Consider the following 20,968-nt stretch of genomic DNA (forward strand, 5'->3'; position numbering starts at 1 on the left):
CAGACACCGTCTGAATTTGCAGCGGGCTGGAGAAAGGGTCATTCTGAGAATGAAGATTCCGACGTTACTAACTGAGTGTTGTATCTAATCGTGGGGGCAGGTCAGTAGTTATAATCATCTTACTGACTCAATGGAATTCAAATATTTCAATGGTCAAGCAGAGATTAGCGAATCAACTTATAAGCTGCTTGCTTCAGGTAATAAACCTAAACCAACTGTGAAGCCAGCTAAAGCGGTCACCACGTATAAGGTGAAGCCTAAGCCAACGATTGAACAGCAAAGAGATGCAGCCTTGAAAGAGGCTATTAAACAGATGGTAAGCGGGGGCTGATAAAATGGAAGATGCGATTAACGTCCCGATTACCTATTACGATTCTAACGGCTGTCTAATTGTTGGTCACAATCTGGTTGGGAAAATCCACCCTCAATTATTTGATAAGTTGGTTCGCCGTTCAAACGATGGTTCAACCCGTTCACAGCAAGCACGAATCACCAGCTACTTAGAAGGACTCTTAAATGGCTAATACTTTCACTAACTCTGATAAGCCGTGTATTCATTGCGGCTCACTTATCCGTTATGTCTCATCGGGTAGTTGTGTGGACTGTTCAAAGAGCCGTAGACAGCCGCCTAAACCAAAGCCACAGATTGCACGTGTAACCGCTTCAGCAGCAAGAGCACCGTTTCACTGTGAAGGTGGAGACAATCGAAATAACATCATTGTGAAGCTCTCTGAAGCCGCTTTAGATAACCTTGACCGTGTAGGCTATGAGTTGGTGAAAAAGTACCGTTTAGCAGGTTACACACAAGAGCGAATCCGAATGATTGCTCTGTCTCATCTGCTTGAAGCCGCTTAATCCCCGCTGCAAATACCCATCTTTTAGAGTGTATCATTAGAAAGGTTATTTAAGGATGACGCGGTTGACTGAGCGCTCATGCAATCCCCGGTTGAGTGCTTTTTCCACCTCGCCTTTGGCAAAAAATTCAGGATGTCTCACTTCAACGCCGTAGGTAAAGTCCCGGGGCAGGCCATCAAGGAATGGCCAGAGCGCGGGCAGATCGCGCGGACCAAAGGTGGCGGGAAGCTGCAGCCAGTACTGGCCGATACGGTTTGCCAGTGGCGACATTCGGCCAAAAAACTCTTCGGTTAAATCACCGCAGTTACGCAGGGCGGCGTTATGGGAGATGGTTGCCGGAAATTTAAAGCAGAAGCGGAAATCATCCGTGGTTTGATCCCGCCAGCGCTCGACAATCTCTGCCCGGGGAAGGGCATACAGCGTGGTGTTGCCCTCCACGCAGTTAAAGTGCCGGGCGTACTCTTCAAGGCTGGTTATGCCAAGGCGCACCCATTTCGGGTGCGACCACTGGGGCAGGCCCACGTACATCATAACGCGCTTAAAATCTCATCCGTGCTGCGCACGCGACCGATGCGCGGGAAAATATGGGTCATGCTGCCCTGGTGTTGTTCCGCAGAAGCCGCGCTGCATGCGTCTTCGGCAATCACCAGGTTAAAGCCCAACTCCCAGGCGTTACGGGCGGTGGATTCCACGCCAATGTTGGTGGAGATCCCGCACAGGATAATGGTGTCGATACCGCGGCGGCGCAGCTGTAGCTCCAGGTCGGTGCCGTAGAAGGCGCCCCACTGGCGTTTGGTCACTTCGATATCGCTGTCGCGTTTGCCGAGCGAGACCGGATACGTCCACCAGTTGTCCGGCAGGGCGTGCGCGGGCGCCTGAGCGTCAACCGGCTGTTTTAACGCTTCGGCAAAATCGGCCGACCAGCCAACGCGCACCATGACAACCGGCGCACCGCTGGCGCGGCATTTTTCCGCCAGACGGGCGGCACGGCTGACGACATCATCAGCGGTGTGCGGGCCACCGGCAAAGGGAAGGATCCCTTCCTGTAGATCAATCACCACCAGGGCGGTTTTGCGGGCATCAAGTGTCAGCATGGTAACTCCAGTAAAATGAATCGCTTCCGTTACACCTTACGACGTTATGGCCTGTTATCGGTCGGATAATTTTGTTAATTTTTGTGAGAATGCGCAATAAGAGCGCAGCAAACGTGCGTCTGGCCGTGCTTCGCTCTTATCGTCCGGCGGAATTTCCAGTATAATAGCCGCCTTTTTTCATCCAGTTGTGACATACAGAAAGCTGCGACATAGTAGCCTGCATACCAGGCGACATTTAGCCTGCGGCTAATTAAGGGATATCTCATGCGTACAGAATATTGCGGGCAGCTGCGTCAGTCCCACGTCGGACAGCAGGTGACCCTGTGTGGTTGGGTCAACCGTCGTCGTGATCTTGGTAGCCTTATCTTCATCGATATGCGCGACCGCGAAGGTATCGTTCAGGTGTTCTTCGATCCGGATCGCGCGGACGCGTTGAAGCTGGCTTCTGAGCTGCGTAATGAGTTCTGCATTCAGGTCACCGGCACCGTACGTGCGCGTGACGAGAAAAACGTCAACGCAGATATGGCGACCGGTGCCATTGAAGTGCTGGCCTCCGATCTGACGATCATCAACCGTGCTGAAGCGCTGCCGCTGGACTCCAACCACGTCAACACTGAAGAAGCGCGTCTGAAATACCGCTACCTAGATCTGCGTCGCCCGGAGATGGCACAGCGCCTGAAAACCCGTGCGAAAATCACCAGCCTGGTGCGTCGCTTTATGGATGACCACGGTTTCCTCGATATCGAAACCCCGATGCTGACCAAAGCCACGCCGGAAGGCGCGCGCGATTACCTGGTGCCATCCCGCGTTCATAAAGGCAAATTCTACGCGCTGCCGCAGTCTCCACAGCTGTTTAAACAGCTGCTGATGATGTCCGGCTTCGATCGCTACTATCAGATCGTAAAATGCTTCCGTGACGAAGACCTGCGCGCTGACCGTCAGCCAGAATTTACCCAGATCGATGTGGAAACCTCCTTCATGACCGCTGAGCAGGTGCGTGAAGTGATGGAAGCGCTGGTGCGCAGCCTGTGGAATGACGTGAAGGGCGTGGAGCTGGGCGACTTCCCCATTATGACCTTCGCCGAAGCCGAGCGTCGTTACGGCTCCGACAAACCAGACCTGCGTAACCCTATGGAGCTGGTGGACGTTGCTGACCTGGTGAAATCCGTTGAGTTTGCGGTGTTTGCCGGCCCGGCTAACGATCCGAAAGGTCGCGTAGCAGCCCTGCGTGTACCGGGCGGTGCAGCGCTTAGCCGTAAGCAGATTGACGACTACGGCAACTTCATCAAGATCTACGGCGCGAAAGGTCTGGCCTATATTAAAGTAACCGAGCGTGCGAAAGGTCTGGAAGGTATCACCAGCCCGGTGGCGAAGTTCCTGAACGCGGAGATTGTAGAAGCGATCCTTGAGCGCACCGGCGCACAGGATGGCGACATGATCTTCTTCGGCGCTGACAACAAGAAAATTGTTGCCGATGCAATGGGCGCGCTGCGTCTGAAACTGGGCAAAGATCTGAACCTCACCGACGAGAGCAAATGGGCGCCGTTGTGGGTTATCGACTTCCCGATGTTTGAAGACGACGGTGAAGGCGGCCTGACTGCCATGCACCACCCGTTCACCTCGCCAAAAGACATGACGGCGGCAGAGCTGAAAGCGGCACCGGAAGAGGCAGTCGCGAACGCCTACGATATGGTTATCAACGGCTATGAAGTGGGCGGCGGCTCCGTGCGTATTCACAGCGGTGAGATGCAGCAGACGGTGTTCGGCATTCTGGGCATCAACGAACAGGAACAGCGCGAGAAGTTCGGCTTCCTGCTGGATGCGCTGAAGTACGGTACGCCGCCTCACGCAGGCCTGGCATTCGGTCTCGACCGTCTGACTATGCTGCTGACCGGCACCGACAACATCCGTGACGTTATCGCCTTCCCGAAAACCACCGCAGCGGCGTGTCTGATGACCGAAGCGCCAAGCTTCGCTAACCCGGCCGCGCTGGCTGAGCTGGGTATCGACGTGGTGAAAAAGGAAGAGAAAAACTGATATGGCATATAAGCGTCCCGTTTCTGTCTTAGTTGTAATTTACGCTCAGGACACGAAGCGGGTGCTGATGTTGCAGCGGCGCGATGACCCTGAATTCTGGCAGTCGGTTACCGGCAGTCTGGAAGAGGGCGAAACCGCGCCGCAGGCCGCCGCGCGTGAAGTAAAGGAAGAGGTCACCATTGACGTTGCTTGCGAGCAACTGACCCTGAAGGACTGTCAGCGCACGGTGGAGTTCGAAATTTTTAGCCATTTACGTCATCGCTATGCACCGGGTATCGAGCGCAACACGGAATCGTGGTTCTGTCTCGCGCTCCCTCACGAACGGGAGATCGTGTTCACTGAACATCTGACCTACCGCTGGGTGGATGCGGCGGATGCCGCCGCACTGACCAAATCGTGGAGCAACCGGCAGGCGATTGAAGAATTTGTAATTAACGCAGCCTGAAAAGGCGCGATTTTTGGAGAACTTTTTATGGCAGGTCATAGTAAGTGGGCCAACACCAAACACCGCAAAGCGGCACAGGATGCCAAGCGCGGTAAGATCTTTACCAAAATCATTCGCGAGCTGGTGACAGCAGCGCGTCTGGGCGGCGGCGATCCGGCGTCTAACCCACGTCTGCGTGCGGCAGTAGATAAAGCGCTGTCCAACAACATGACGCGTGACACCCTGAACCGTGCTATCGCTCGTGGCGTGGGCGGTGATGAAGACACGAACATGGAAACCATCATTTATGAAGGTTACGGTCCTGGCGGCACCGCGGTAATGGTTGAATGTCTGTCCGACAACCGTAACCGTACCGTTGCAGAAGTGCGCCATGCGTTCACCAAAACCGGCGGTAACCTGGGGACTGACGGTTCTGTAGCGTACCTGTTCAGCAAAAAAGGCGTCATCTCCTTCGAGAAAGGCGACGAAGATGTCATCATGGAAGCGGCGCTGGAAGCGGGTGCGGAAGACGTAGTGACCTTCGACGATGGCGCTATCGATGTCTACACCGCGTGGGAAGAGATGGGCGCAGTACGTGATGCGCTGGAAGCGGCGGGCCTGAAAGCCGACAACGCTGAAGTCTCCATGATCCCGTCCACCAAAGCGGATATGGATGCTGAAACGGCACCAAAACTGCTGCGTCTGATCGACATGCTTGAAGACTGCGACGACGTGCAGGAAGTGTATCACAACGGTGAGATCTCTGATGAGGTTGCAGCGACTCTCTGATGAGAGCGTTTAAACCGTTTACGGGAGACGCGTGATGTCGATTATCCTTGGGATTGACCCCGGCTCACGCGTCACCGGTTACGGCGTTATCCGTCAGGTTGGACGCCAGTTAACCTACCTTGGCAGTGGCTGTATTCGCACCAAAGTTGAAGATCTGCCGTCGCGACTGAAGCTCATTTATGCAGGTGTGACGGAGATTATCACCCAGTTTCAGCCTGACTATTTCGCCATCGAGCAGGTCTTCATGGCGAAAAACGCCGATTCGGCGTTAAAGCTCGGTCAGGCGCGGGGCGTGGCAATTGTTGCTGCCGTGAACCAGGATCTTCCGGTATTTGAATACGCGGCAAGACAGGTCAAGCAGACGGTGGTAGGGATTGGCAGCGCGGAGAAAAGCCAGGTGCAGCACATGGTGCGTACCCTGTTGAAGCTCCCCGCGAACCCGCAGGCCGATGCCGCCGATGCGCTGGCAATTGCGATCACCCACTGTCATGTCAGCCAGAACGCGATGCAAATGAGCGAGTCGCGGCTCAATCTGGCGCGAGGCAGGTTACGATAATGAGAAATCAGGCTGGATGTTTATCCAGCCTTTTTTTATTATGTCGCAAATCAATAATTTTCCAGAACGCAGGAGCGTCACGTGATAGGCAGACTCAGAGGCATTATCATTGAAAAACAACCCCCGTTAGTGCTGCTGGAAGTGGGCGGCGTGGGCTATGAAGTCCATATGCCAATGACCTGCTTCTACGAGCTGCCGGACGCGGGCAAAGAGGCGATTGTCTTTACCCAGTTTGTGGTGCGTGAAGATGCTCAACTGCTCTATGGCTTCAACAACAAACAGGAACGCACCCTGTTCCGCGAGCTGATTAAAACCAACGGCGTCGGGCCGAAGCTGGCGCTGGCCATTCTCTCCGGTATGTCCGCCCAGCAGTTCGTGAATGCCGTTGAGCGCGAAGATCCTGCCGCGCTGATTAAGCTTCCGGGCATTGGTAAGAAAACGGCAGAGCGCCTGATTGTTGAGATGAAAGACCGCTTTAAAGGTCTGCATGGCGATCTCTTTACCCCTGCTGCCGATCTGGTGCTGACTTCGCCGGGTGCGCCTGTGTCGGATGATGATGCCGAGCAGGAAGCGGTTGCCGCGCTGGTGGCGCTGGGCTATAAACCTCAGGAGGCCAGCCGAATGGTGAGCAAAATTGCCAAACCGGATGCCAGCAGTGAAACTCTGATTCGTGAAGCGCTGCGCGCTGCATTGTGAGGTAAAGGATGATTGAAGCAGATCGCCTGGTATCGGCAGGCACTATTCAGGCAGAGGACGTGGTGGATCGTGCGATCCGTCCGAAGTTGCTTGATGAGTATATTGGCCAGCCGCAGGTGCGTTCCCAGATGGAGATCTTCATCCAGGCGGCAAAGCTGCGCGGCGATGCGCTCGATCACCTGCTGATATTCGGTCCTCCGGGTTTGGGGAAAACCACCCTGGCGAATATCGTTGCTAATGAAATGGGCGTGAACCTGCGTACCACGTCTGGCCCGGTGCTGGAAAAAGCAGGCGATCTGGCGGCAATGCTGACCAATCTTGAACCGCACGACGTGCTGTTTATCGATGAGATCCACCGCCTGTCGCCGGTGGTGGAAGAGGTTCTCTATCCGGCAATGGAAGACTACCAGCTGGATATCATGATCGGCGAAGGCCCTGCCGCGCGTTCGATCAAAATCGATCTGCCGCCGTTTACCCTGATTGGCGCCACCACCCGCGCCGGGTCGTTAACCTCTCCACTGCGCGACCGCTTTGGTATTGTGCAGCGCCTCGAGTTTTATCAGGTCGCCGACCTCCAGCATATCGTGGGCCGCAGTGCCCGTTATATGGGGCTGGATATGAGCGAAGAGGGGGCATTTGAAGTGGCGAAGCGTTCGCGCGGAACACCGCGTATCGCTAACCGCCTGCTGCGCCGCGTCCGTGACTTTGCAGAAGTGAAGCACGATGGTTCTATTTCTGCCGAAATTGCTGCTCAGGCGCTGGATATGCTGAATGTCGATGCTGAGGGTTTTGACTACATGGACCGCAAGCTGCTGCTGGCGGTGCTGGACAAATTCTTTGGCGGGCCGGTCGGGCTGGATAACCTGGCGGCGGCAATCGGGGAAGAGCGTGAGACAATTGAAGATGTACTCGAACCGTATCTGATCCAGCAGGGCTTCCTGCAACGTACCCCGCGTGGGCGTATGGCCACGGTGCGGGCGTGGAATCATTTTGGTATCACGCCACCGGCAATGCCGTAATGCTTAATTCCCTCTCCCACGGGGAGAGGGGTTAGGATGAGGGCATCAGCGCCCTCGATATCAACTAGCGGTCTTCTTCATAATACTGAAAATAAACAGTACCGCCGCACACAGCACCACTGACGGCCCCGCAGGCGTGTCATAGAACGCCGAGAAGGTTAACCCGCCCGTTACCGCAATCATCCCGATAATCACCGCCACGCCTGCCATCTGCTCCGGCGTACGGGCAAAACGACGCGCGGTGGCCGCAGGAATAATCAGCAGCGACGTAATAATCAGCGCACCGACGAACTTCATCGCCACGCCGATGGTTAACGCTGTCACCAGCATTAGCAGCAGTTTCACCCGCTGCAACTTCACGCCGTCAACAAACGCCAGATCCGGGCTGACGGTCATCGCCAGCAAATTACGCCACTGCCACAGCAGAATACCCAGCACCACCACCACGCCAATGGCAATAGCAATGAGATCTTCAGGCGTCACGGCGAGCAGGTCGCCAAACAGATAGGCCATCAGGTCAACGCGGATATTTGACATCAGGCTCACTACCACCAGGCCCAGCGACAGGGCGCTGTGCGCCATAATGCCGAGCAGGGTATCAATGGCGAGGTGAGGGCGTTTTTCCAGCCAGACCAGACCGGCGGCGAGGAGCAGAGTAACGACAATCACCGCATAGAACGGGTTGACGTCCAGCAGCAAACCAAAGGCCACGCCCAGCAGTGAAGCATGGGCCAGGGTATCGCCGAAATAGGACATTCTGCGCCAGACCACAAACGAGCCAAGCGGACCCGCGGCGCAGGCGAGCATAATCCCGGCCAGCCAGCCGGGCAGTAACAGTTCAATCATGAGTGTCCATTTCCCCGGCGCAGGACAATTCGTCCCTGTAAATCATGGCGGTGGTTATGATGATGGCGATAAATACCCAGTTGTTCAGCCCCGCGAGGGCCAAACATAGAGATAAATTCGGGGTGCATTGACACCACTTCAGGCGTGCCGGAACAGCAGATATGATGGTTCAGACAGAGCACTTCGTCGGTTTTCGCCATCACCAGATGCAGGTCGTGGGAGACCATCAGCACCGCGCAGTTCAGTTCGTGGCGCAACTGGTCAATTAAATCGTAAAGCGCGACCTGACCATTGACGTCCACACCCTGCGTTGGCTCATCCAGTACCAGCAACTGGGGGCTGCTGAGCAGCGCCCGGGCAAGTAACACGCGCTGGGTTTCCCCGCCGGACAGTTTTTGCAGTGGCGCGTCCACCAGGTGGCCCGCCTGGACACGTTTCAGCGCCGGAAGAATATCGGCTTTGCGCGTACCAGGGCGCAGGCGCAGGAAGCGGCTGACGGTCAGCGGCAGCGTGGCATCAAGATGTAATTTTTGCGGCACGTAGCCGATACGCAATTTTTCTTCACGCTTGATGACACCTTCATCAGGGGCTACCAGACCCAGCACCACGCGCACAAGGGTGGATTTACCCGCGCCGTTCGGACCGAGCAGCGTCAGAATTTTACCGGGCTTCAGATCCAGCGACACGTCAGAAAGGACGCGGCGCTGACCGAAAGAGACCGAAACATTTTCAAGAGAAACCAAAGTTGTCATGTCAATTTAAGCTTGCAGAAGTCAACGAATGTTATAATATCACATTTCACGCATTCATTACGATGATTAGTCGCATTATGTTACATAAAAATACGCTTCTTTTCGCAGCATTATCCGCTGCCCTTTGGGGCACAACAGCACAAGATGTTAACGCTGCCGTTGTCGCTTCGCTCAAACCGCTGGGATTCATTGCATCGGCCATTGCAGATGGGGTGACGGAAACCCAGGTTCTGCTGCCCGATGGGGCCTCTGAGCATGATTATTCCCTGCGTCCATCCGATGTAAAACGCTTACAAAACGCGGACTTAGTTGTCTGGATTGGGCCGGAGATGGAAGCCTTCATGCAGAAGTCTGCGAACCAGATCGCGGACACGAAAAAGGTCACCATTGCCGAACTTTCTGGCGTGAAACCGTTGCTCATGAAGGGGAGTGATGACGACGGTGACGAACACGAAGGTCATCATGCTCATGATGAAAAAGGTGACGGGGATCACCATCACGGCGAGTACAATATGCATCTTTGGCTCTCCCCAGAGATAGCGCGGCTTTCGGCGGTTGCAATCCATGACAAATTAGTGGAACTTATGCCGCAAAGTCGAGCCAAACTAGACGCCAACCTGAAAGATTTTGAGGCACAATTAGCCGCAACCGATAAGCAGGTGGGTAACGAGCTGGCACCGCTGAAAGGAAAAGGGTATTTCGTTTTTCATGACGCCTATGGCTATTACGAAAAACACTACGGCCTGACCCCGCGTGGGCATTTTACCGTCAACCCTGAAATTCAGCCTGGTGCGCAGCGTTTACATGAGATCAGAACACAGTTGGTTGAGCAAAAAGCGTCCTGCGTTTTTGCTGAGCCACAGTTCAGGCCAGCGGTCGTAGAAGCCGTGGCCAGGGGAACATCCGTGCGCATGGGAACCCTTGACCCGCTAGGAACGAACATCCAGTTGAGTAAAGCGAGCTATTCGCAGTTCCTCACTCAACTGGCGAACCAGTATGCGAGCTGCCTGAAAGGAGATTAACGAGGAAGTGAATACGTGCAACAGATAGCCCGCTCTGTCGCCCTGGCATTTAACAATCTGCCCCGACCCCATCGCGTTATGCTGGGGTCGCTTACAGTTCTCACCTTAGCGGTCGCCGTCTGGCGGCCCTATGTTTACCACCCGAGTTCTGCCCCTATCATCAAAACCATCGAGCTTGAGAAGAACGAAATCCGTTCTCTGCTGCCGGAGGCCAGTGAGCCTATCGACCAGGCGGCTCAGGAAGATGAAGCCATTCCGCAGGATGAGCTGGACGATAAAACCGAGAATGAAGCCGGGATCCATGAATATGCGGTCTCCACTGGCGATACGCTGAGCAGCGTACTGAACCAGTACGGCATTGACATGGGGAATATCAGCCAGCTGGCTGCCGCAGATAAAGACCTGCGTAACCTGAAAATTGGCCAGCAGCTCTCGTGGACGTTAACGCCAGAGGGCGATCTGCAGCGCCTGACCTGGGAAATGTCCCGTCGCGAAACGCGCACCTACGACCGTACTGCAAACGGTTTCAAGATGACCAGCGAGTTGCAGAAGGGCGACTGGGTTAACAGCGTGATGAAAGGGACCGTAGGCGCAAGCTTTGTCTCCAGCGCGCGCGATGCGGGCCTGACCAGCGCTGAAATCAGCTCGGTTATCAAAGCCATGCAGTGGCAGATGGATTTCCGTAAGCTGAAAAAAGGTGATGAGTTCTCCGTACTGATGTCCCGCGAAATGCTGGACGGTAAGCGTGAGCAGAGCCAACTGGTGGGTGTACGTTTGCGCTCTGATGGCAAAGATTACTACGCCATTCGCGCCGAAGACGGCAAATTCTATGACCGCAGCGGTACCGGGCTTGCGAAAGGCTTCCTGCGCTTCCCAACGGCGAAACAGTTCCGCATCTCATCCAACTTCAACCCGCGTCGTCTGAACCCGGTCACCGGGCGTGTGGCGCCGCACCGTGGCGTGGACTTCGCCATGCCACAGGGCACACCGGTGCTGGCGGTGGGAGATGGTGAAGTGGTTGTCGCCAAACGCAGCGGGGCTGCCGGGTACTATGTTGCGGTCCGTCATGGTCGCACTTATACCACCCGCTATATGCACCTGCGCAAGCTGCTGGTGAAACCAGGCCAGAAAGTGAAACGTGGCGACCGTATCGCCCTCTCAGGCAATACCGGACGTTCTACAGGGCCACACCTGCATTATGAAGTGTGGATCAACCAGCAGGCGGTAAACCCGCTGACGGCGAAACTGCCGCGCACCGAAGGGCTGACGGGTAAAGATCGTAAAGATTACCTGGCGCAGGTGAAAGAGGTTGTGCCGCAACTGCGTTTCGACTAAACCCTTCCGTTTTGTCTAAAGCCGGCGTCAGTAAGCGCCGGCTTTTTCTTTTGTGCGTGGGGCGCTGCCTCGCTACACTATCGTCATTATATTTTGCGTCACCAGACCCTGGAACCAGCATGGAAACCAAAAAAAACAATATTGAGTTCATTCCTGAGTTTGAAAAATCCTTTCGCCACCCGCGTAACTGGGGCGCCTGGCTTGGCGTTTACGCGTTTGCTGGCATTGCCATGTTACCTGCCTCTGTGCGCGATCCCGTTCTGGGTAAAATTGGCCGTCTTGCAGGACGAATGGGCAAAAGTGCCCGCCGTCGCGCGCAAATCAATCTCTTCTACTGCTTCCCGGAAAAGAGCGATGCCGAGCGCGAAGCGATTATTGATGACATGTATACCACCGCGCCACAGGCCATGGCGATGATGGCAGAGCTGGCGCTAAAAGGGCCAGAAAAGGTCCTCAAGCGTGTTGACTGGAAAGGGCTGGAGATCATTGACGAGATGCGCCGCAACGATGAAAAAGTGATTTTTCTCGTTCCGCACGGCTGGGGAGTGGATATCCCGGCCATGCTGATGGCATCTCAGGGCCAGAAGATGGCGGCCATGTTCCATAACCAGGGTAATAAAGTCTTTGATTTCGTCTGGAACACCGTGCGTCGTCGTTTTGGTGGACGCCTGCACGCCCGTAACGATGGTATCAAGCCGTTTATTCAGTCCGTGCGACAGGGGTACTGGGGTTATTATCTGCCGGATCAGGATCACGGTCCTGAGCACAGCGAGTTTGTCGATTTCTTTGCCACCTACAAGGCGACACTTCCGGCGATTGGCCGTCTGATGAAAGTCTGCCGCGCCCGGGTTATTCCGCTGTTCCCGGTCTACGATGGCAACACGCACCGTCTGAGCATTGAGGTTCGCCCGCCGATGGACGACTTACTGACCGCGGACGATAACACCATCGCGCGTCGCATGAACGAAGAGGTGGAGGTGTTGGTGGGACCGCATCTTGAGCAATACACGTGGATCCTGAAGTTGCTCAAAACGCGTAAGCCTGGCGAGAAAGAGCCGTATCAGCGCAAAGAACTTTACCCAAAGAAATAAAACCCCTCACGCTGACCCTCTCCCCGTGGGGGAGAGGGAAACATCTGTTTATTATTCGACGGTTAATACGCGAGTGGTGTTGGTTGAGCCGATGGTGCTCATGACATCACCCTGGGTCACGATGACAATATCACCGGATACCAGGTAGCCTTTGTCGCGCAGCAGATTAACGGCATCGTGCGCCGCTGCCACACCGTCATTGGTGCTGTCGAAGTAAACCGGGGTTACGCCGCGGTACAGCGCCGTCAGGTTCAGCGTGCGCTCGTGGCGGGACATCGCGAAGATCGGCAGACCGGAGCTGATACGGGACGTCATTAGCGCGGTACGGCCTGATTCGGTCATGGTGATGATCGCCGTGACGCCCTTCAGATGGTTAGCCGCATACATGGCGGACATCGCAATCGCTTCTTCCACGTTGTCGAACTGCACGTCCAGACGGTGTTTAGAGACGTTGATGCTTGGGATCTTCTCCGCGCCCAGACAGACGCGCGCCATCGCGGCAACGGTCTCTGCCGGGTACTGACCGGCTGCGGTTTCAGCGGAAAGCATGACCGCATCGGTACCGTCCAGCACGGCGTTAGCCACGTCCATCACCTCTGCACGGGTCGGCATTGGGTTGGTGATCATGGATTCCATCATCTGGGTTGCGGTGATCACCGCGCGGTTCAACTGACGCGCGCGACGGATCAGCGCTTTCTGGATGCCGACCAGTTCCGGGTCGCCAATTTCCACACCCAGATCGCCACGGGCAACCATCACCACGTCAGACGCCAGAATCACGTCGTCCATGGCATCCTGATCGCAAACGGCTTCCGCACGTTCAACTTTTGCTACGATTTTCGCGTCGCAGCCAGCATCACGCGCCAGACGACGGGCATAGTTCAGGTCTTCGCCGCAGCGCGGGAAGGAGACGGCCAGATAGTCCACGCCGATCAGCGCCGCGGTAACGATATCCGCTTTGTCTTTATCGGTCAGCGCTTCGGCAGACAGGCCACCGCCGAGCTTGTTAATGCCTTTGTTGTTAGAGAGTGGGCCGCCGACGGTGACTTCGGTGAACACCTTCATCCCCTGAACTTCCAGCACTTTCAGCTGAACACGACCGTCGTCGAGCAGCAGGATATCGCCAGGCACAACGTCAGCCGGCAGACCTTTATAGTCGATACCCACTTTCTCTTTATCGCCTTCACCTTTACCCAGGTTGGCATCAAGCAGGAATTTATCGCCGATATTGAGGAAAACTTTGCCTTCTTTGAAGGTCGAGACACGAATTTTTGGACCCTGCAGGTCACCGAGGATAGCAACATGGCGGCCCAGTTTAGCCGCGATCTCACGCACTTTGTCGGCACGTAATTTATGGTCTTCTGGCGTACCGTGAGAGAAGTTCATACGCACCACGTTGGCACCCGCGGCGATAATCTTTTCGAGGTTATTATCGCGATCGGTGGCCGGGCCTAAGGTGGTGACGATCTTGGTTCTGCGAAGCCTTCTGGACATGTAATACTCCGTTGACTGAAACAACTTTGGTGTTGCGTGAAGATTGAATCGGCCTTCATCTGCTGCAAAGCAACCGCGAGGGGACCGAATGCCGTAAATCGTTACATCGTAATTATTCGTTACGTCTTAGTTATCTACTATCAGGGAACATCGCTCTTTATAAGCAATTCTTTATCAAAACGCGATTCCTTGAGCGCTTCCTTGACACGCTTCAAGTTATCTCTGAATTTAGCGCCGCGGCGTAAGGTAAAACCGGTTGCCAGGACGTCAATCACCGTCAGCTGCGCCAGACGGGAGACCATTGGCATATAGATATCCGTATCTTCCGGAACGTCCAGAGTAATGGCGAGAGTGGCTTCTCTAGCCAGCGGCGTGCCTGCCGTCGTGAGGGCGATAACCATGGCATCGTTTTCACGCGCCAGCTGCGCCAGCTCAACCTGACTTTTGGTGCGCCCGGTATGGGAAATCAGGACCACCACGTCATCCTCGCTACAATTCATACAGCTCATGCGTTGCAACACGATGTCATCGGAATAAATGACCGGGACGTTAAAGCGGAAGAATTTATTCATGGCGTCATGCGCCACGGCCGCCGACGAACCGAGTCCGAAGAATGCAATTCGCTTGGCCTGGGTCAGCAAATCGACCGCCCGGTTAACGGAACTCATATCCAGCGACTGACGCACATGGTCAAGCGTGGCCATGGCCGATTCAAATATTTTCGCCGTGTATGCATCAACGCTGTCGTCTTCATCCACATTGCGATTAACATAGGGCGTACCATTTGCCAGACTTTGTGCCAGATGCAGTTTAAAATCAGGAAAGCCACGCGTTTCCAGGCTCCGGCAGAACCGATTCACCGTCGGCTCGCTGACGCCTGCATCCTGTGCCAGAGCGGCGATGCTTGAATGAATCGCCTGAGCAGGCGAGGCGAGAATAACTTCAGCCACTTTTCGCTCGGATTTGCTAAGGTGTTCCAGTTGAAACTGGATTTTTTCCAGCATGTTCATGTTAACAGGACGCTCATGGGTGTAAACGATTTCATCCATAGATGAAATTGAGATTCGATTTAGCCGATATTACCCTCGTGGCTTCCATAAAGGGTAACAGTCGACAAGATAATGTTGTTGTTTTTTTTCATTACTTGATCGGTGTCGGGTTTTACTGTGACCGTGTTGCGCAAAGAATCGACGCTTGTTGCGTCATCAGGCCAGCGTAATCCTCTTAAGGGTGAAAAATCGCCGTATCGCACGCGACGTTAAGCGCTAATGGTTTCGGGAATGACGTAAAAGCAGTACAGTGCATTGTAATAAAATTACAACGATACCTGGCAGAAGCACCAGGTGATCCAACTGAGGAGAATGACATGGCGGTAACGCAAACAGCCCAGGCATGTGACCTGGTCATTTTCGGCGCGAAAGGCGATCTTGCACGCCGAAAATTGCTGCCTTCCCTGTATCAACTGGAGAAAGCGGGCCAACTTCATCCGGATACCCGTATCCTGGGTGTAGGGCGCGCCGACTGGGACAAGGACGCATACACCAAAGTCGTGCGTGAAGCGCTCGAAACTTTCATGAAAGAGAAAATTGATGAAAGTTTGTGGGATACCCTGAGCGGACGTCTCGATTTCTGCAATCTGGATGTGAACGACGTGAGCGCGTTTAACCGTCTGGGTGAGATGCTGGATCAGAAAAACCGGGTCACCATTAACTATTTCGCCATGCCACCAAGCACCTTCGGTGCCATATGTAAAGGTCTGGGCGAAGCGAATCTGAACGCCAAACCTGCGCGTGTGGTAATGGAAAAACCGCTGGGTACCTCACTGTCTACCTCCCGCGAAATCAACGACCAGGTGGGCGAATACTTCGAAGAGTGCCAGGTCTACCGCATCGACCACTATCTGGGCAAAGAGACGGTACTGAACCTGCTGGCGCTGCGTTTTGCCAACTCCCTGTTTGTGAACAACTGGGACAACCGCACCATCGACCACGTGGAAATCACCGTGGCCGAAGAGGTGGGTATCGAAGGCCGCTGGGGTTACTTTGACCAGGCCGGTCAGATGCGTGACATGATCCAGAACCACCTGCTGCAGGTACTCTGCATGATTGCCATGTCTCCGCCATCAGACCTGACCGCTGACAGCATCCGCGACGCGAAGGTGAAAGTGCTGAAGTCACTGCGTCGTATCGACCGTTCTAACGTGCGCGAGAAGACGGTGCGTGGTCAGTACACATCCGGCTTTGCGCAGGGCAAAAAAGTCCCTGGTTATCTGGAAGAAGAGGGCGCGAACAAGTCCAGCAACACTGAGACGTTCGTGGCGATCCGCGTGGATATCGATGACTGGCGTTGGGCGGGTGTGCCGTTCTACCTGCGTACCGGTAAACGTCTGCCAGCCAAATGCTCTGAAGTTGTCGTTTACTTCAAAAACCCTGAACTGAACCTGTTCAAAGAGTCGTGGCAGGAGCTGCCGCAGAACAAACTGACTATCCGTCTGCAGCCGGATGAAGGTGTGGATATCCAGATCCTGAACAAAGTGCCGGGGCTGGATCACAAACATAACCTGCAGACCACCAAACTGGATCTGAGCTACTCCGAGACCTTCAATCAAACGCACCTGGCGGATGCTTACGAGCGCCTGCTGCTGGAAACCATGCGCGGTATCCAGGCGCTGTTTGTGCGTCGCGACGAAGTGGAAGAGGCGTGGAAATGGGTCGACTCCATCACCGAAGCCTGGGCTGCCGATCAGGATCCGCCAAAACCGTATCAGGCGGGCACCTGGGGACCTGTCGCCTCCGTGGCGATGATCACCCGTGATGGCCGCTCCTGGAACGAGTTTGAGTAAGATAATCCTCTAGCCCGAAGGTGTTATTTTACCGGTAACATGATCTAACACAGCTAGTGGCACAATTTTTATACTTTTAAGCTCCGCGTGGATTCACCCGCGGGGCTTTTTTTATTACACTGCCGGAAGCGATTTTGCCCCTGAGCTCCGGACAGCAAGCGTTTCAGCGTTGTTAACAACTGCCAGCGACTTTGTAAACTCCCGAGCCCGGACAGATAAATTAGAGGAGCTTTTATGAATCCGACATTGTTACGCGTAACACAACGCATTATCGAGCGCTCGAAAGAGACCCGTTCGGCCTACCTCGCCCGCATTGAACAGGCTAAGACCAATACCGTACATCGCTCGCAGCTGGCCTGCGGTAATCTGGCGCACGGTTTCGCCGCCTGTCAGCCTGAAGACAAAGCCTCATTAAAGAGCATGCTGCGTAACAATATCGCCATCATTACCTCCTATAACGACATGCTCTCCGCGCATCAGCCGTACGAAGTGTACCCGGACATCATCCGTAAAGCGCTGCACAGCGTGAATGCGGTGGGCCAGGTGGCGGGGGGCGTGCCGGCCATGTGTGACGGTGTGACCCAGGGACAGGACGGGATGGAGCTGTCGCTGCTGAGCCGCGAAGTCATTGCCATGTCTGCAGCGGTCGGTCTGTCTCATAATATGTTCGATGGCGCGCTGTACCTCGGCGTGTGCGACAAGATTGTCCCGGGGCTCGCCATGGCGGCGCTGTCGTTTGGTCATCTTCCGGCCATTTTTGTGCCGTCAGGTCCAATGGCCAGCGGTTTGCCAAACAAAGAAAAAGTGCGTATCCGCCAGCTGTATGCCGAAGGTAAAGCAGACCGCCAGGCGCTGCTGGAAGCGGAAGCCGCCTCTTACCATGCGCCGGGTACCTGTACCTTCTACGGTACGGCCAACACCAACCAGATGGTGGTGGAATTTATGGGGATGCAGCTTCCGGGTTCCTCCTTCATTCAACCCGATGCGCCGCTGCGCAAGGCTCTGACCGAAGCCGCCGCCCGTCAGGTGACGCGTCTGACCGGGAACGGCAACGAGTGGATGCCGCTGGGTAAAATGGTCGACGAGAAAGTGATCGTTAACGGCATCGTGGCCCTGCTGGCAACGGGGGGCTCAACCAACCACACCATGCACCTTGTGGCAATGGCACGTGCGGCTGGCATCCTGATCAACTGGGATGATTTCTCCGACATCTCTTCCGTGGTGCCGCTGATGGCGCGCCTGTATCCGAACGGTCCGGCAGACATTAACCACTTCCAGGCCGCCGGTGGCGTACCGGTGTTGATGCGTGAGCTGCTCAAGGGCGGTCTGCTGCACGAAGACGTGAACACGGTGGCGGGTTATGGTCTGCATCGCTATACCCTTGAGCCGTGGCTGAACAACGGTGAGCTGGACTGGCGTGATGGGGCGAGCGCCTCTCTTGATCCGCAGGTCATTGCTACCTTCGAACAGCCGTTCTCACGCCACGGCGGCACGAAAGTGCTGAGCGGCAACCTGGGACGCGCGGTGATGAAAACCTCTGCCGTGCCGGAAGAGAACCAGGTGATTGAAGCCCCGGCAGTGGTCTTTGAGAGCCAGCATGATGTTTTACCTGCCTTTGATGCGGGCCTTCTCGACAAGGATTGCGTGGTGGTGGTGCGTCATCAGGGACCCAAAGCGAACGGGATGCCAGAATTACATAAACTTATGCCACCACTTGGTGTATTATTGGACCGCCGTTTCAAAATTGCACTGGTCACCGATGGACGCCTCTCGGGTGCCTCAGGTAAAGTGCCTTCAGCCATCCACGTAACGCCTGAAGCGTATGATGGTGGTTTGCTGGCTAAGGTGCGTGACGGCGACATCATCCGCGTCAATGGCCAGACAGGTGAGTTAACCCTGCTGGTGGACGAAGCCGAGCTGGCGGCCCGTCAGCCGCATATTCCAGACCTGAGCGCATCGCGCGTAGGAACCGGACGCGAAATGTTTGGCGCGCTGCGTGAGAAACTCTCCGGGGCGGAGCAGGGCGCAACCTGTATTACGTTTTAAGACGACTTGATTTTATCGATCTGGCGAGAGAAAACTCTGATGAAAAACTGGAAAACAAGTGCAGAAGCAATCCTGACCACTGGGCCCGTTGTGCCGGTTATCGTGGTGAACAAACTGGAGCACGCGGTACCGATGGCGAAAGCGCTGGTTGCGGGTGGCGTTCGCGTTCTGGAAGTGACCCTGCGTACCGCCTGCGCGATGGACGCGATTCGCGCAATCGCTAAAGAAGTGCCGGATGCCATCATTGGTGCGGGTACCGTTACGAACGCAAAACAGCTGGCTGAAGTGACTGAAGCGGGCGCGCAGTTTGCCATCAGCCCGGGTCTGACCGAGCCGCTGTTAAAAGCGGCAACCGAGGGCACCATCCCGCTGATCCCCGGGATCAGCACCGTTTCTGAACTGATGCTGGGCATGGACTACGGTCTGAAAGAGTTCAAATTCTTCCCGGCAGAAGCCAACGGCGGCACCAAAGCGCTGCAGGCGATTGCGGGTCCCTTCTCTCAGGTGCGCTTCTGCCCGACGGGCGGCATCTCTCCGGCCAACTACCGTGATTACCTGGCGCTGAAGAGCGTGCTGTGCATCGGCGGCTCCTGGCTGGTACCGGCGGATGCCCTGGAAGCAGGCGACTGGGATCGCATCACCAGACTGGCTCGCGAAGCGGTTGAAGGCGCGAAGCAGTAAGCACCTGCATCATGAAAAACGGGCCATCAGGCCCGTTTTTTTTATCCGTTAACGCTAACCGCGGCAGCGGCAGCTTTCGCCCTTGCCACGGCATCATCCACGCTATTGCCAGTGGCCAATGCCACGCCCAGTCGACGCGTACCGTCGATCTCCGGTTTCCCGAACAGGCGAACCTGCAGACCTGCCCCAACCGCGCCTTCAACGTTGTCAAAGGTGACGTTCTGGCTGGTCAGTTGCGGGAGGATCACCGCCGAGGCGGCCGGACCATACTGGCGAATACCGCCAACCGGCAGGCCGAGGAACGCGCGCACGTGCAGGGCGAACTCGGAGAGATCCTGGGAAATCAGGGTCACCATCCCCGTATCGTGCGGGCGAGGGGACACTTCGCTGAAAATCACCTCATCACCGCAGACAAACAGTTCCACGCCGAACAGGCCGTAACCGCCCAGCGCCAGCACCGTTTTACGGGCGATCTCCTGCGCGCGCGCCAGCGCCAGGGCACTCATATGCTGCGGCTGCCAGGATTCACGGTAATCGCCATCCTCCTGACGGTGTCCAATCGGATCGCAGAAATGGACGCCATCAACGGCACTGACGGTCAGGAGGGTAATTTCGAAATCAAACTTCACCACGCCTTCAACAATCACGCGACCGGCTCCGGCGCGACCGCCCTGTTGGGCATAATCCCATGCCTTGTCCAGCGTGCTGCTGTCGCGGATGAAGCTCTGCCCTTTACCGGAGGAGCTCATCACCGGCTTAATGATGCACGGATAGCCAATCTCCTCAACGGCCTGCAGGAAAGCAGCTTTATCGCCGGCAAAACGATAGCCAGAGGTGGGTAATCCCAGCTCTTCCGCCGCCAGGCGACGAATGCCTTCGCGATTCATGGTCAGCTTCGCGGCCTTTGCACAGGGCACCACGCGCTGGCCTTCCTGTTCAAGGGCAAGCAGCGTATCGGTGGCGATGGCTTCGATTTCCGGTACGACAAAATCCGGTTTCTCACGCGTAATCAGCTCGCGCAGGGCATCTCCATCCAGCATGTTAATCACATAAGAACGGTGGGCAACGTGCATGGCGGGTGCATCGGCGTACCGGTCAACGGCAATGACTTCCACGCCTAAACGCTGACACTCAATGGCGACCTCTTTGCCCAGTTCACCCGATCCCAACAGCATTACACGCGTCGCCGCAGGTCGCAGCGCGGTTCCTAAACGAGTCATAACAATCCCCCTGAAAAAGTTGCGCGCAGTATAAACGAAAACGTTTGCGTGTGTCTTGATCGGGGCCCGTGCGCGGGGAAGAAATTTGCGCTTCTTTAGCCCCGCCAGACATTTCCTGACGCCTGCTCGCTTACGCTGTGGAACATGTACACCGTTAAGTGAGGGAAAC

At 55.6% G+C, this 20,968-nt stretch carries 21 protein-coding genes and 1 pseudogene; 15 read left to right on the forward strand and 7 right to left on the reverse strand.

Features of this window, described 5'->3' with window-relative positions; genetic code table 11:
* The first annotated feature begins 130 nt into the window (after positions 1-130).
* Genes ACOTX3_RS22005 through ACOTX3_RS22015 form a run of 3 tightly spaced genes read left to right on the forward strand, consistent with a single transcriptional unit; the run spans position 131 to position 855 of the window.
* A complete protein-coding gene (locus ACOTX3_RS22005) occupies positions 131-331 on the forward strand; it encodes a hypothetical protein (protein WP_250116804.1) in 201 nt (66 codons plus the stop codon).
* A 4-nt stretch (positions 332-335) separates the two neighbouring features.
* The gene (locus tag ACOTX3_RS22010) at positions 336-524 is read left to right on the forward strand and encodes a hypothetical protein (RefSeq protein ID WP_071992640.1); all 189 of its coding nucleotides are present in this window, start codon (positions 336-338) and stop codon (positions 522-524) included.
* Entirely contained in the window at positions 517-855 is a 339-nt protein-coding gene (locus ACOTX3_RS22015) for a hypothetical protein (protein WP_127869307.1), read from the forward strand. The genes ACOTX3_RS22010 and ACOTX3_RS22015 overlap by 8 nt, the downstream gene beginning before the upstream one ends.
* Before the next feature lie 51 nt (positions 856-906).
* On the opposite strand, the pseudogene ACOTX3_RS22020 reads toward ACOTX3_RS22015, so the two are convergent.
* Positions 907-1,386, reverse strand: a pseudogene (locus ACOTX3_RS22020) (DUF72 domain-containing protein); the annotation flags it as partial.
* Complete coding sequence (locus tag ACOTX3_RS22025; RefSeq protein WP_013096079.1) at positions 1,383-1,949, reverse strand: hydrolase; 567 nt, start codon at positions 1,947-1,949, stop codon at positions 1,383-1,385. The gene ACOTX3_RS22025 and the pseudogene ACOTX3_RS22020, both read right to left, overlap by 4 nt.
* Before the next feature lie 264 nt (positions 1,950-2,213).
* Here ACOTX3_RS22025 and aspS point away from each other — a divergent pair, with 264 nt between their 5' ends.
* The 6 genes from aspS to ruvB all read left to right on the forward strand — a co-directional run bounded on the left by aspS (position 2,214) and on the right by ruvB (position 7,470).
* Complete coding sequence (gene aspS / locus ACOTX3_RS22030) at positions 2,214-3,986, forward strand: aspartate--tRNA ligase (RefSeq protein WP_013096080.1); 1,773 nt, start codon at positions 2,214-2,216, stop codon at positions 3,984-3,986.
* A 1-nt stretch (position 3,987) separates the two neighbouring features.
* The gene (gene nudB / locus ACOTX3_RS22035; RefSeq protein ID WP_023620451.1) at positions 3,988-4,431 is read left to right on the forward strand and encodes a dihydroneopterin triphosphate diphosphatase; all 444 of its coding nucleotides are present in this window, start codon (positions 3,988-3,990) and stop codon (positions 4,429-4,431) included.
* Between the two features lie 27 nt (positions 4,432-4,458).
* Complete coding sequence (locus ACOTX3_RS22040; RefSeq protein ID WP_013096082.1) at positions 4,459-5,199, forward strand: YebC/PmpR family DNA-binding transcriptional regulator; 741 nt, start codon at positions 4,459-4,461, stop codon at positions 5,197-5,199.
* Positions 5,200-5,233: 34 nt separating this feature from the next.
* On the forward strand, positions 5,234-5,755 hold the full coding sequence (ruvC, locus tag ACOTX3_RS22045) for a crossover junction endodeoxyribonuclease RuvC (protein WP_013096083.1): 522 nt from the start codon (positions 5,234-5,236) through the stop codon (positions 5,753-5,755).
* Between the two features lie 81 nt (positions 5,756-5,836).
* Positions 5,837-6,451 carry a Holliday junction branch migration protein RuvA gene (gene ruvA, locus ACOTX3_RS22050; RefSeq protein WP_020687649.1) on the forward strand — a complete coding sequence of 205 codons (615 nt, stop codon included), beginning with the start codon at positions 5,837-5,839 and terminating at the stop codon, positions 6,449-6,451.
* Positions 6,452-6,459: 8 nt separating this feature from the next.
* On the forward strand, positions 6,460-7,470 hold the full coding sequence (gene ruvB / locus ACOTX3_RS22055) for a Holliday junction branch migration DNA helicase RuvB (protein ID WP_020687650.1): 1,011 nt from the start codon (positions 6,460-6,462) through the stop codon (positions 7,468-7,470).
* 60 nt (positions 7,471-7,530) lie between these two features.
* Here ruvB and znuB read toward each other — a convergent pair whose 3' ends face one another.
* Complete coding sequence (gene znuB, locus ACOTX3_RS22060) at positions 7,531-8,316, reverse strand: zinc ABC transporter permease subunit ZnuB (protein WP_058678589.1); 786 nt, start codon at positions 8,314-8,316, stop codon at positions 7,531-7,533.
* The gene (gene znuC / locus ACOTX3_RS22065) at positions 8,313-9,068 is read right to left on the reverse strand and encodes a zinc ABC transporter ATP-binding protein ZnuC (RefSeq protein WP_014832401.1); all 756 of its coding nucleotides are present in this window, start codon (positions 9,066-9,068) and stop codon (positions 8,313-8,315) included. Before znuC ends, znuB begins: the two co-directional genes overlap by 4 nt.
* A gap of 77 nt (positions 9,069-9,145) precedes the next feature.
* Here znuC and znuA point away from each other — a divergent pair, with 77 nt between their 5' ends.
* The 3 genes from znuA to lpxM all read left to right on the forward strand — a co-directional run bounded on the left by znuA (position 9,146) and on the right by lpxM (position 12,516).
* The gene (znuA, locus tag ACOTX3_RS22070; protein WP_013096089.1) at positions 9,146-10,090 is read left to right on the forward strand and encodes a zinc ABC transporter substrate-binding protein ZnuA; all 945 of its coding nucleotides are present in this window, start codon (positions 9,146-9,148) and stop codon (positions 10,088-10,090) included.
* A gap of 15 nt (positions 10,091-10,105) precedes the next feature.
* On the forward strand, positions 10,106-11,425 hold the full coding sequence (gene mepM, locus ACOTX3_RS22075; RefSeq protein WP_127869309.1) for a murein DD-endopeptidase MepM: 1,320 nt from the start codon (positions 10,106-10,108) through the stop codon (positions 11,423-11,425).
* Positions 11,426-11,544: 119 nt separating this feature from the next.
* Complete coding sequence (gene lpxM / locus ACOTX3_RS22080; RefSeq protein WP_038419920.1) at positions 11,545-12,516, forward strand: lauroyl-Kdo(2)-lipid IV(A) myristoyltransferase; 972 nt, start codon at positions 11,545-11,547, stop codon at positions 12,514-12,516.
* 51 nt (positions 12,517-12,567) lie between these two features.
* On the opposite strand, the gene pyk is transcribed toward lpxM, so the two are convergent.
* Both pyk and ACOTX3_RS22090 read right to left on the reverse strand, forming a co-directional pair.
* On the reverse strand, positions 12,568-14,010 hold the full coding sequence (gene pyk, locus ACOTX3_RS22085) for a pyruvate kinase (RefSeq protein WP_013096092.1): 1,443 nt from the start codon (positions 14,008-14,010) through the stop codon (positions 12,568-12,570).
* Positions 14,011-14,150: 140 nt separating this feature from the next.
* Positions 14,151-15,020 (reverse strand): MurR/RpiR family transcriptional regulator, encoded by an 870-nt coding sequence (locus ACOTX3_RS22090; RefSeq protein ID WP_029882312.1) that lies wholly within the window; start codon positions 15,018-15,020, stop codon positions 14,151-14,153.
* Positions 15,021-15,376: 356 nt separating this feature from the next.
* Between ACOTX3_RS22090 and zwf the strand changes: the two genes are divergently transcribed.
* The 3 genes from zwf (at position 15,377) to kdgA (ending at position 19,579) form a co-directional block, all read left to right on the forward strand.
* Entirely contained in the window at positions 15,377-16,852 is a 1,476-nt protein-coding gene (zwf, locus tag ACOTX3_RS22095; RefSeq protein ID WP_127869310.1) for a glucose-6-phosphate dehydrogenase, read from the forward strand.
* 234 nt (positions 16,853-17,086) lie between these two features.
* The gene (gene edd, locus ACOTX3_RS22100; RefSeq protein ID WP_029882311.1) at positions 17,087-18,898 is read left to right on the forward strand and encodes a phosphogluconate dehydratase; all 1,812 of its coding nucleotides are present in this window, start codon (positions 17,087-17,089) and stop codon (positions 18,896-18,898) included.
* Positions 18,899-18,937: 39 nt separating this feature from the next.
* Positions 18,938-19,579, forward strand: coding sequence for a bifunctional 4-hydroxy-2-oxoglutarate aldolase/2-dehydro-3-deoxy-phosphogluconate aldolase (gene kdgA / locus ACOTX3_RS22105; protein ID WP_029882310.1), 642 nt, complete (start codon positions 18,938-18,940; stop codon positions 19,577-19,579).
* 41 nt (positions 19,580-19,620) lie between these two features.
* On the opposite strand, the gene purT is transcribed toward kdgA, so the two are convergent.
* Positions 19,621-20,799, reverse strand: a complete 1,179-nt coding sequence (gene purT / locus ACOTX3_RS22110) for a formate-dependent phosphoribosylglycinamide formyltransferase (protein WP_127869311.1) — start codon at positions 20,797-20,799, stop codon at positions 19,621-19,623.
* Between the last annotated feature and the right edge of the window lie 169 nt (positions 20,800-20,968).

Source organism: Enterobacter cloacae complex sp. IR5384, from assembly GCF_049237265.1.
In the GTDB taxonomy this organism is placed as follows: domain Bacteria; phylum Pseudomonadota; class Gammaproteobacteria; order Enterobacterales; family Enterobacteriaceae; genus Enterobacter; species Enterobacter cloacae.

What these genes read in the sequence shown, in the direction of transcription:
- ruvC (WP_013096083.1), top strand. Translation starts at nt 5,234, where the DNA reads ATGTCGATTATCCTTGGGATTGACCCCGGCTCACGCGTCACCGGTTAC.
- zwf (WP_127869310.1), top strand. Translation starts at nt 15,377, where the DNA reads ATGGCGGTAACGCAAACAGCCCAGGCATGTGACCTGGTCATTTTCGGC.
- edd (WP_029882311.1), top strand. Translation starts at nt 17,087, where the DNA reads ATGAATCCGACATTGTTACGCGTAACACAACGCATTATCGAGCGCTCG.
- purT (WP_127869311.1), bottom strand. Translation starts at nt 20,799, where the DNA reads ATGACTCGTTTAGGAACCGCGCTGCGACCTGCGGCGACGCGTGTAATG.
- pyk (WP_013096092.1), bottom strand. Translation starts at nt 14,010, where the DNA reads ATGTCCAGAAGGCTTCGCAGAACCAAGATCGTCACCACCTTAGGCCCG.
- ACOTX3_RS22005 (WP_250116804.1), top strand. Translation starts at nt 131, where the DNA reads ATGGAATTCAAATATTTCAATGGTCAAGCAGAGATTAGCGAATCAACT.
- ACOTX3_RS22015 (WP_127869307.1), top strand. Translation starts at nt 517, where the DNA reads ATGGCTAATACTTTCACTAACTCTGATAAGCCGTGTATTCATTGCGGC.
- lpxM (WP_038419920.1), top strand. Translation starts at nt 11,545, where the DNA reads ATGGAAACCAAAAAAAACAATATTGAGTTCATTCCTGAGTTTGAAAAA.
- ACOTX3_RS22025 (WP_013096079.1), bottom strand. Translation starts at nt 1,949, where the DNA reads ATGCTGACACTTGATGCCCGCAAAACCGCCCTGGTGGTGATTGATCTA.
- ruvB (WP_020687650.1), top strand. Translation starts at nt 6,460, where the DNA reads ATGATTGAAGCAGATCGCCTGGTATCGGCAGGCACTATTCAGGCAGAG.
- ACOTX3_RS22040 (WP_013096082.1), top strand. Translation starts at nt 4,459, where the DNA reads ATGGCAGGTCATAGTAAGTGGGCCAACACCAAACACCGCAAAGCGGCA.
- znuC (WP_014832401.1), bottom strand. Translation starts at nt 9,068, where the DNA reads ATGACAACTTTGGTTTCTCTTGAAAATGTTTCGGTCTCTTTCGGTCAG.
- znuA (WP_013096089.1), top strand. Translation starts at nt 9,146, where the DNA reads ATGTTACATAAAAATACGCTTCTTTTCGCAGCATTATCCGCTGCCCTT.
- nudB (WP_023620451.1), top strand. Translation starts at nt 3,988, where the DNA reads ATGGCATATAAGCGTCCCGTTTCTGTCTTAGTTGTAATTTACGCTCAG.
- ACOTX3_RS22090 (WP_029882312.1), bottom strand. Translation starts at nt 15,020, where the DNA reads ATGAACATGCTGGAAAAAATCCAGTTTCAACTGGAACACCTTAGCAAA.
- znuB (WP_058678589.1), bottom strand. Translation starts at nt 8,316, where the DNA reads ATGATTGAACTGTTACTGCCCGGCTGGCTGGCCGGGATTATGCTCGCC.
- ACOTX3_RS22010 (WP_071992640.1), top strand. Translation starts at nt 336, where the DNA reads ATGGAAGATGCGATTAACGTCCCGATTACCTATTACGATTCTAACGGC.
- aspS (WP_013096080.1), top strand. Translation starts at nt 2,214, where the DNA reads ATGCGTACAGAATATTGCGGGCAGCTGCGTCAGTCCCACGTCGGACAG.
- kdgA (WP_029882310.1), top strand. Translation starts at nt 18,938, where the DNA reads ATGAAAAACTGGAAAACAAGTGCAGAAGCAATCCTGACCACTGGGCCC.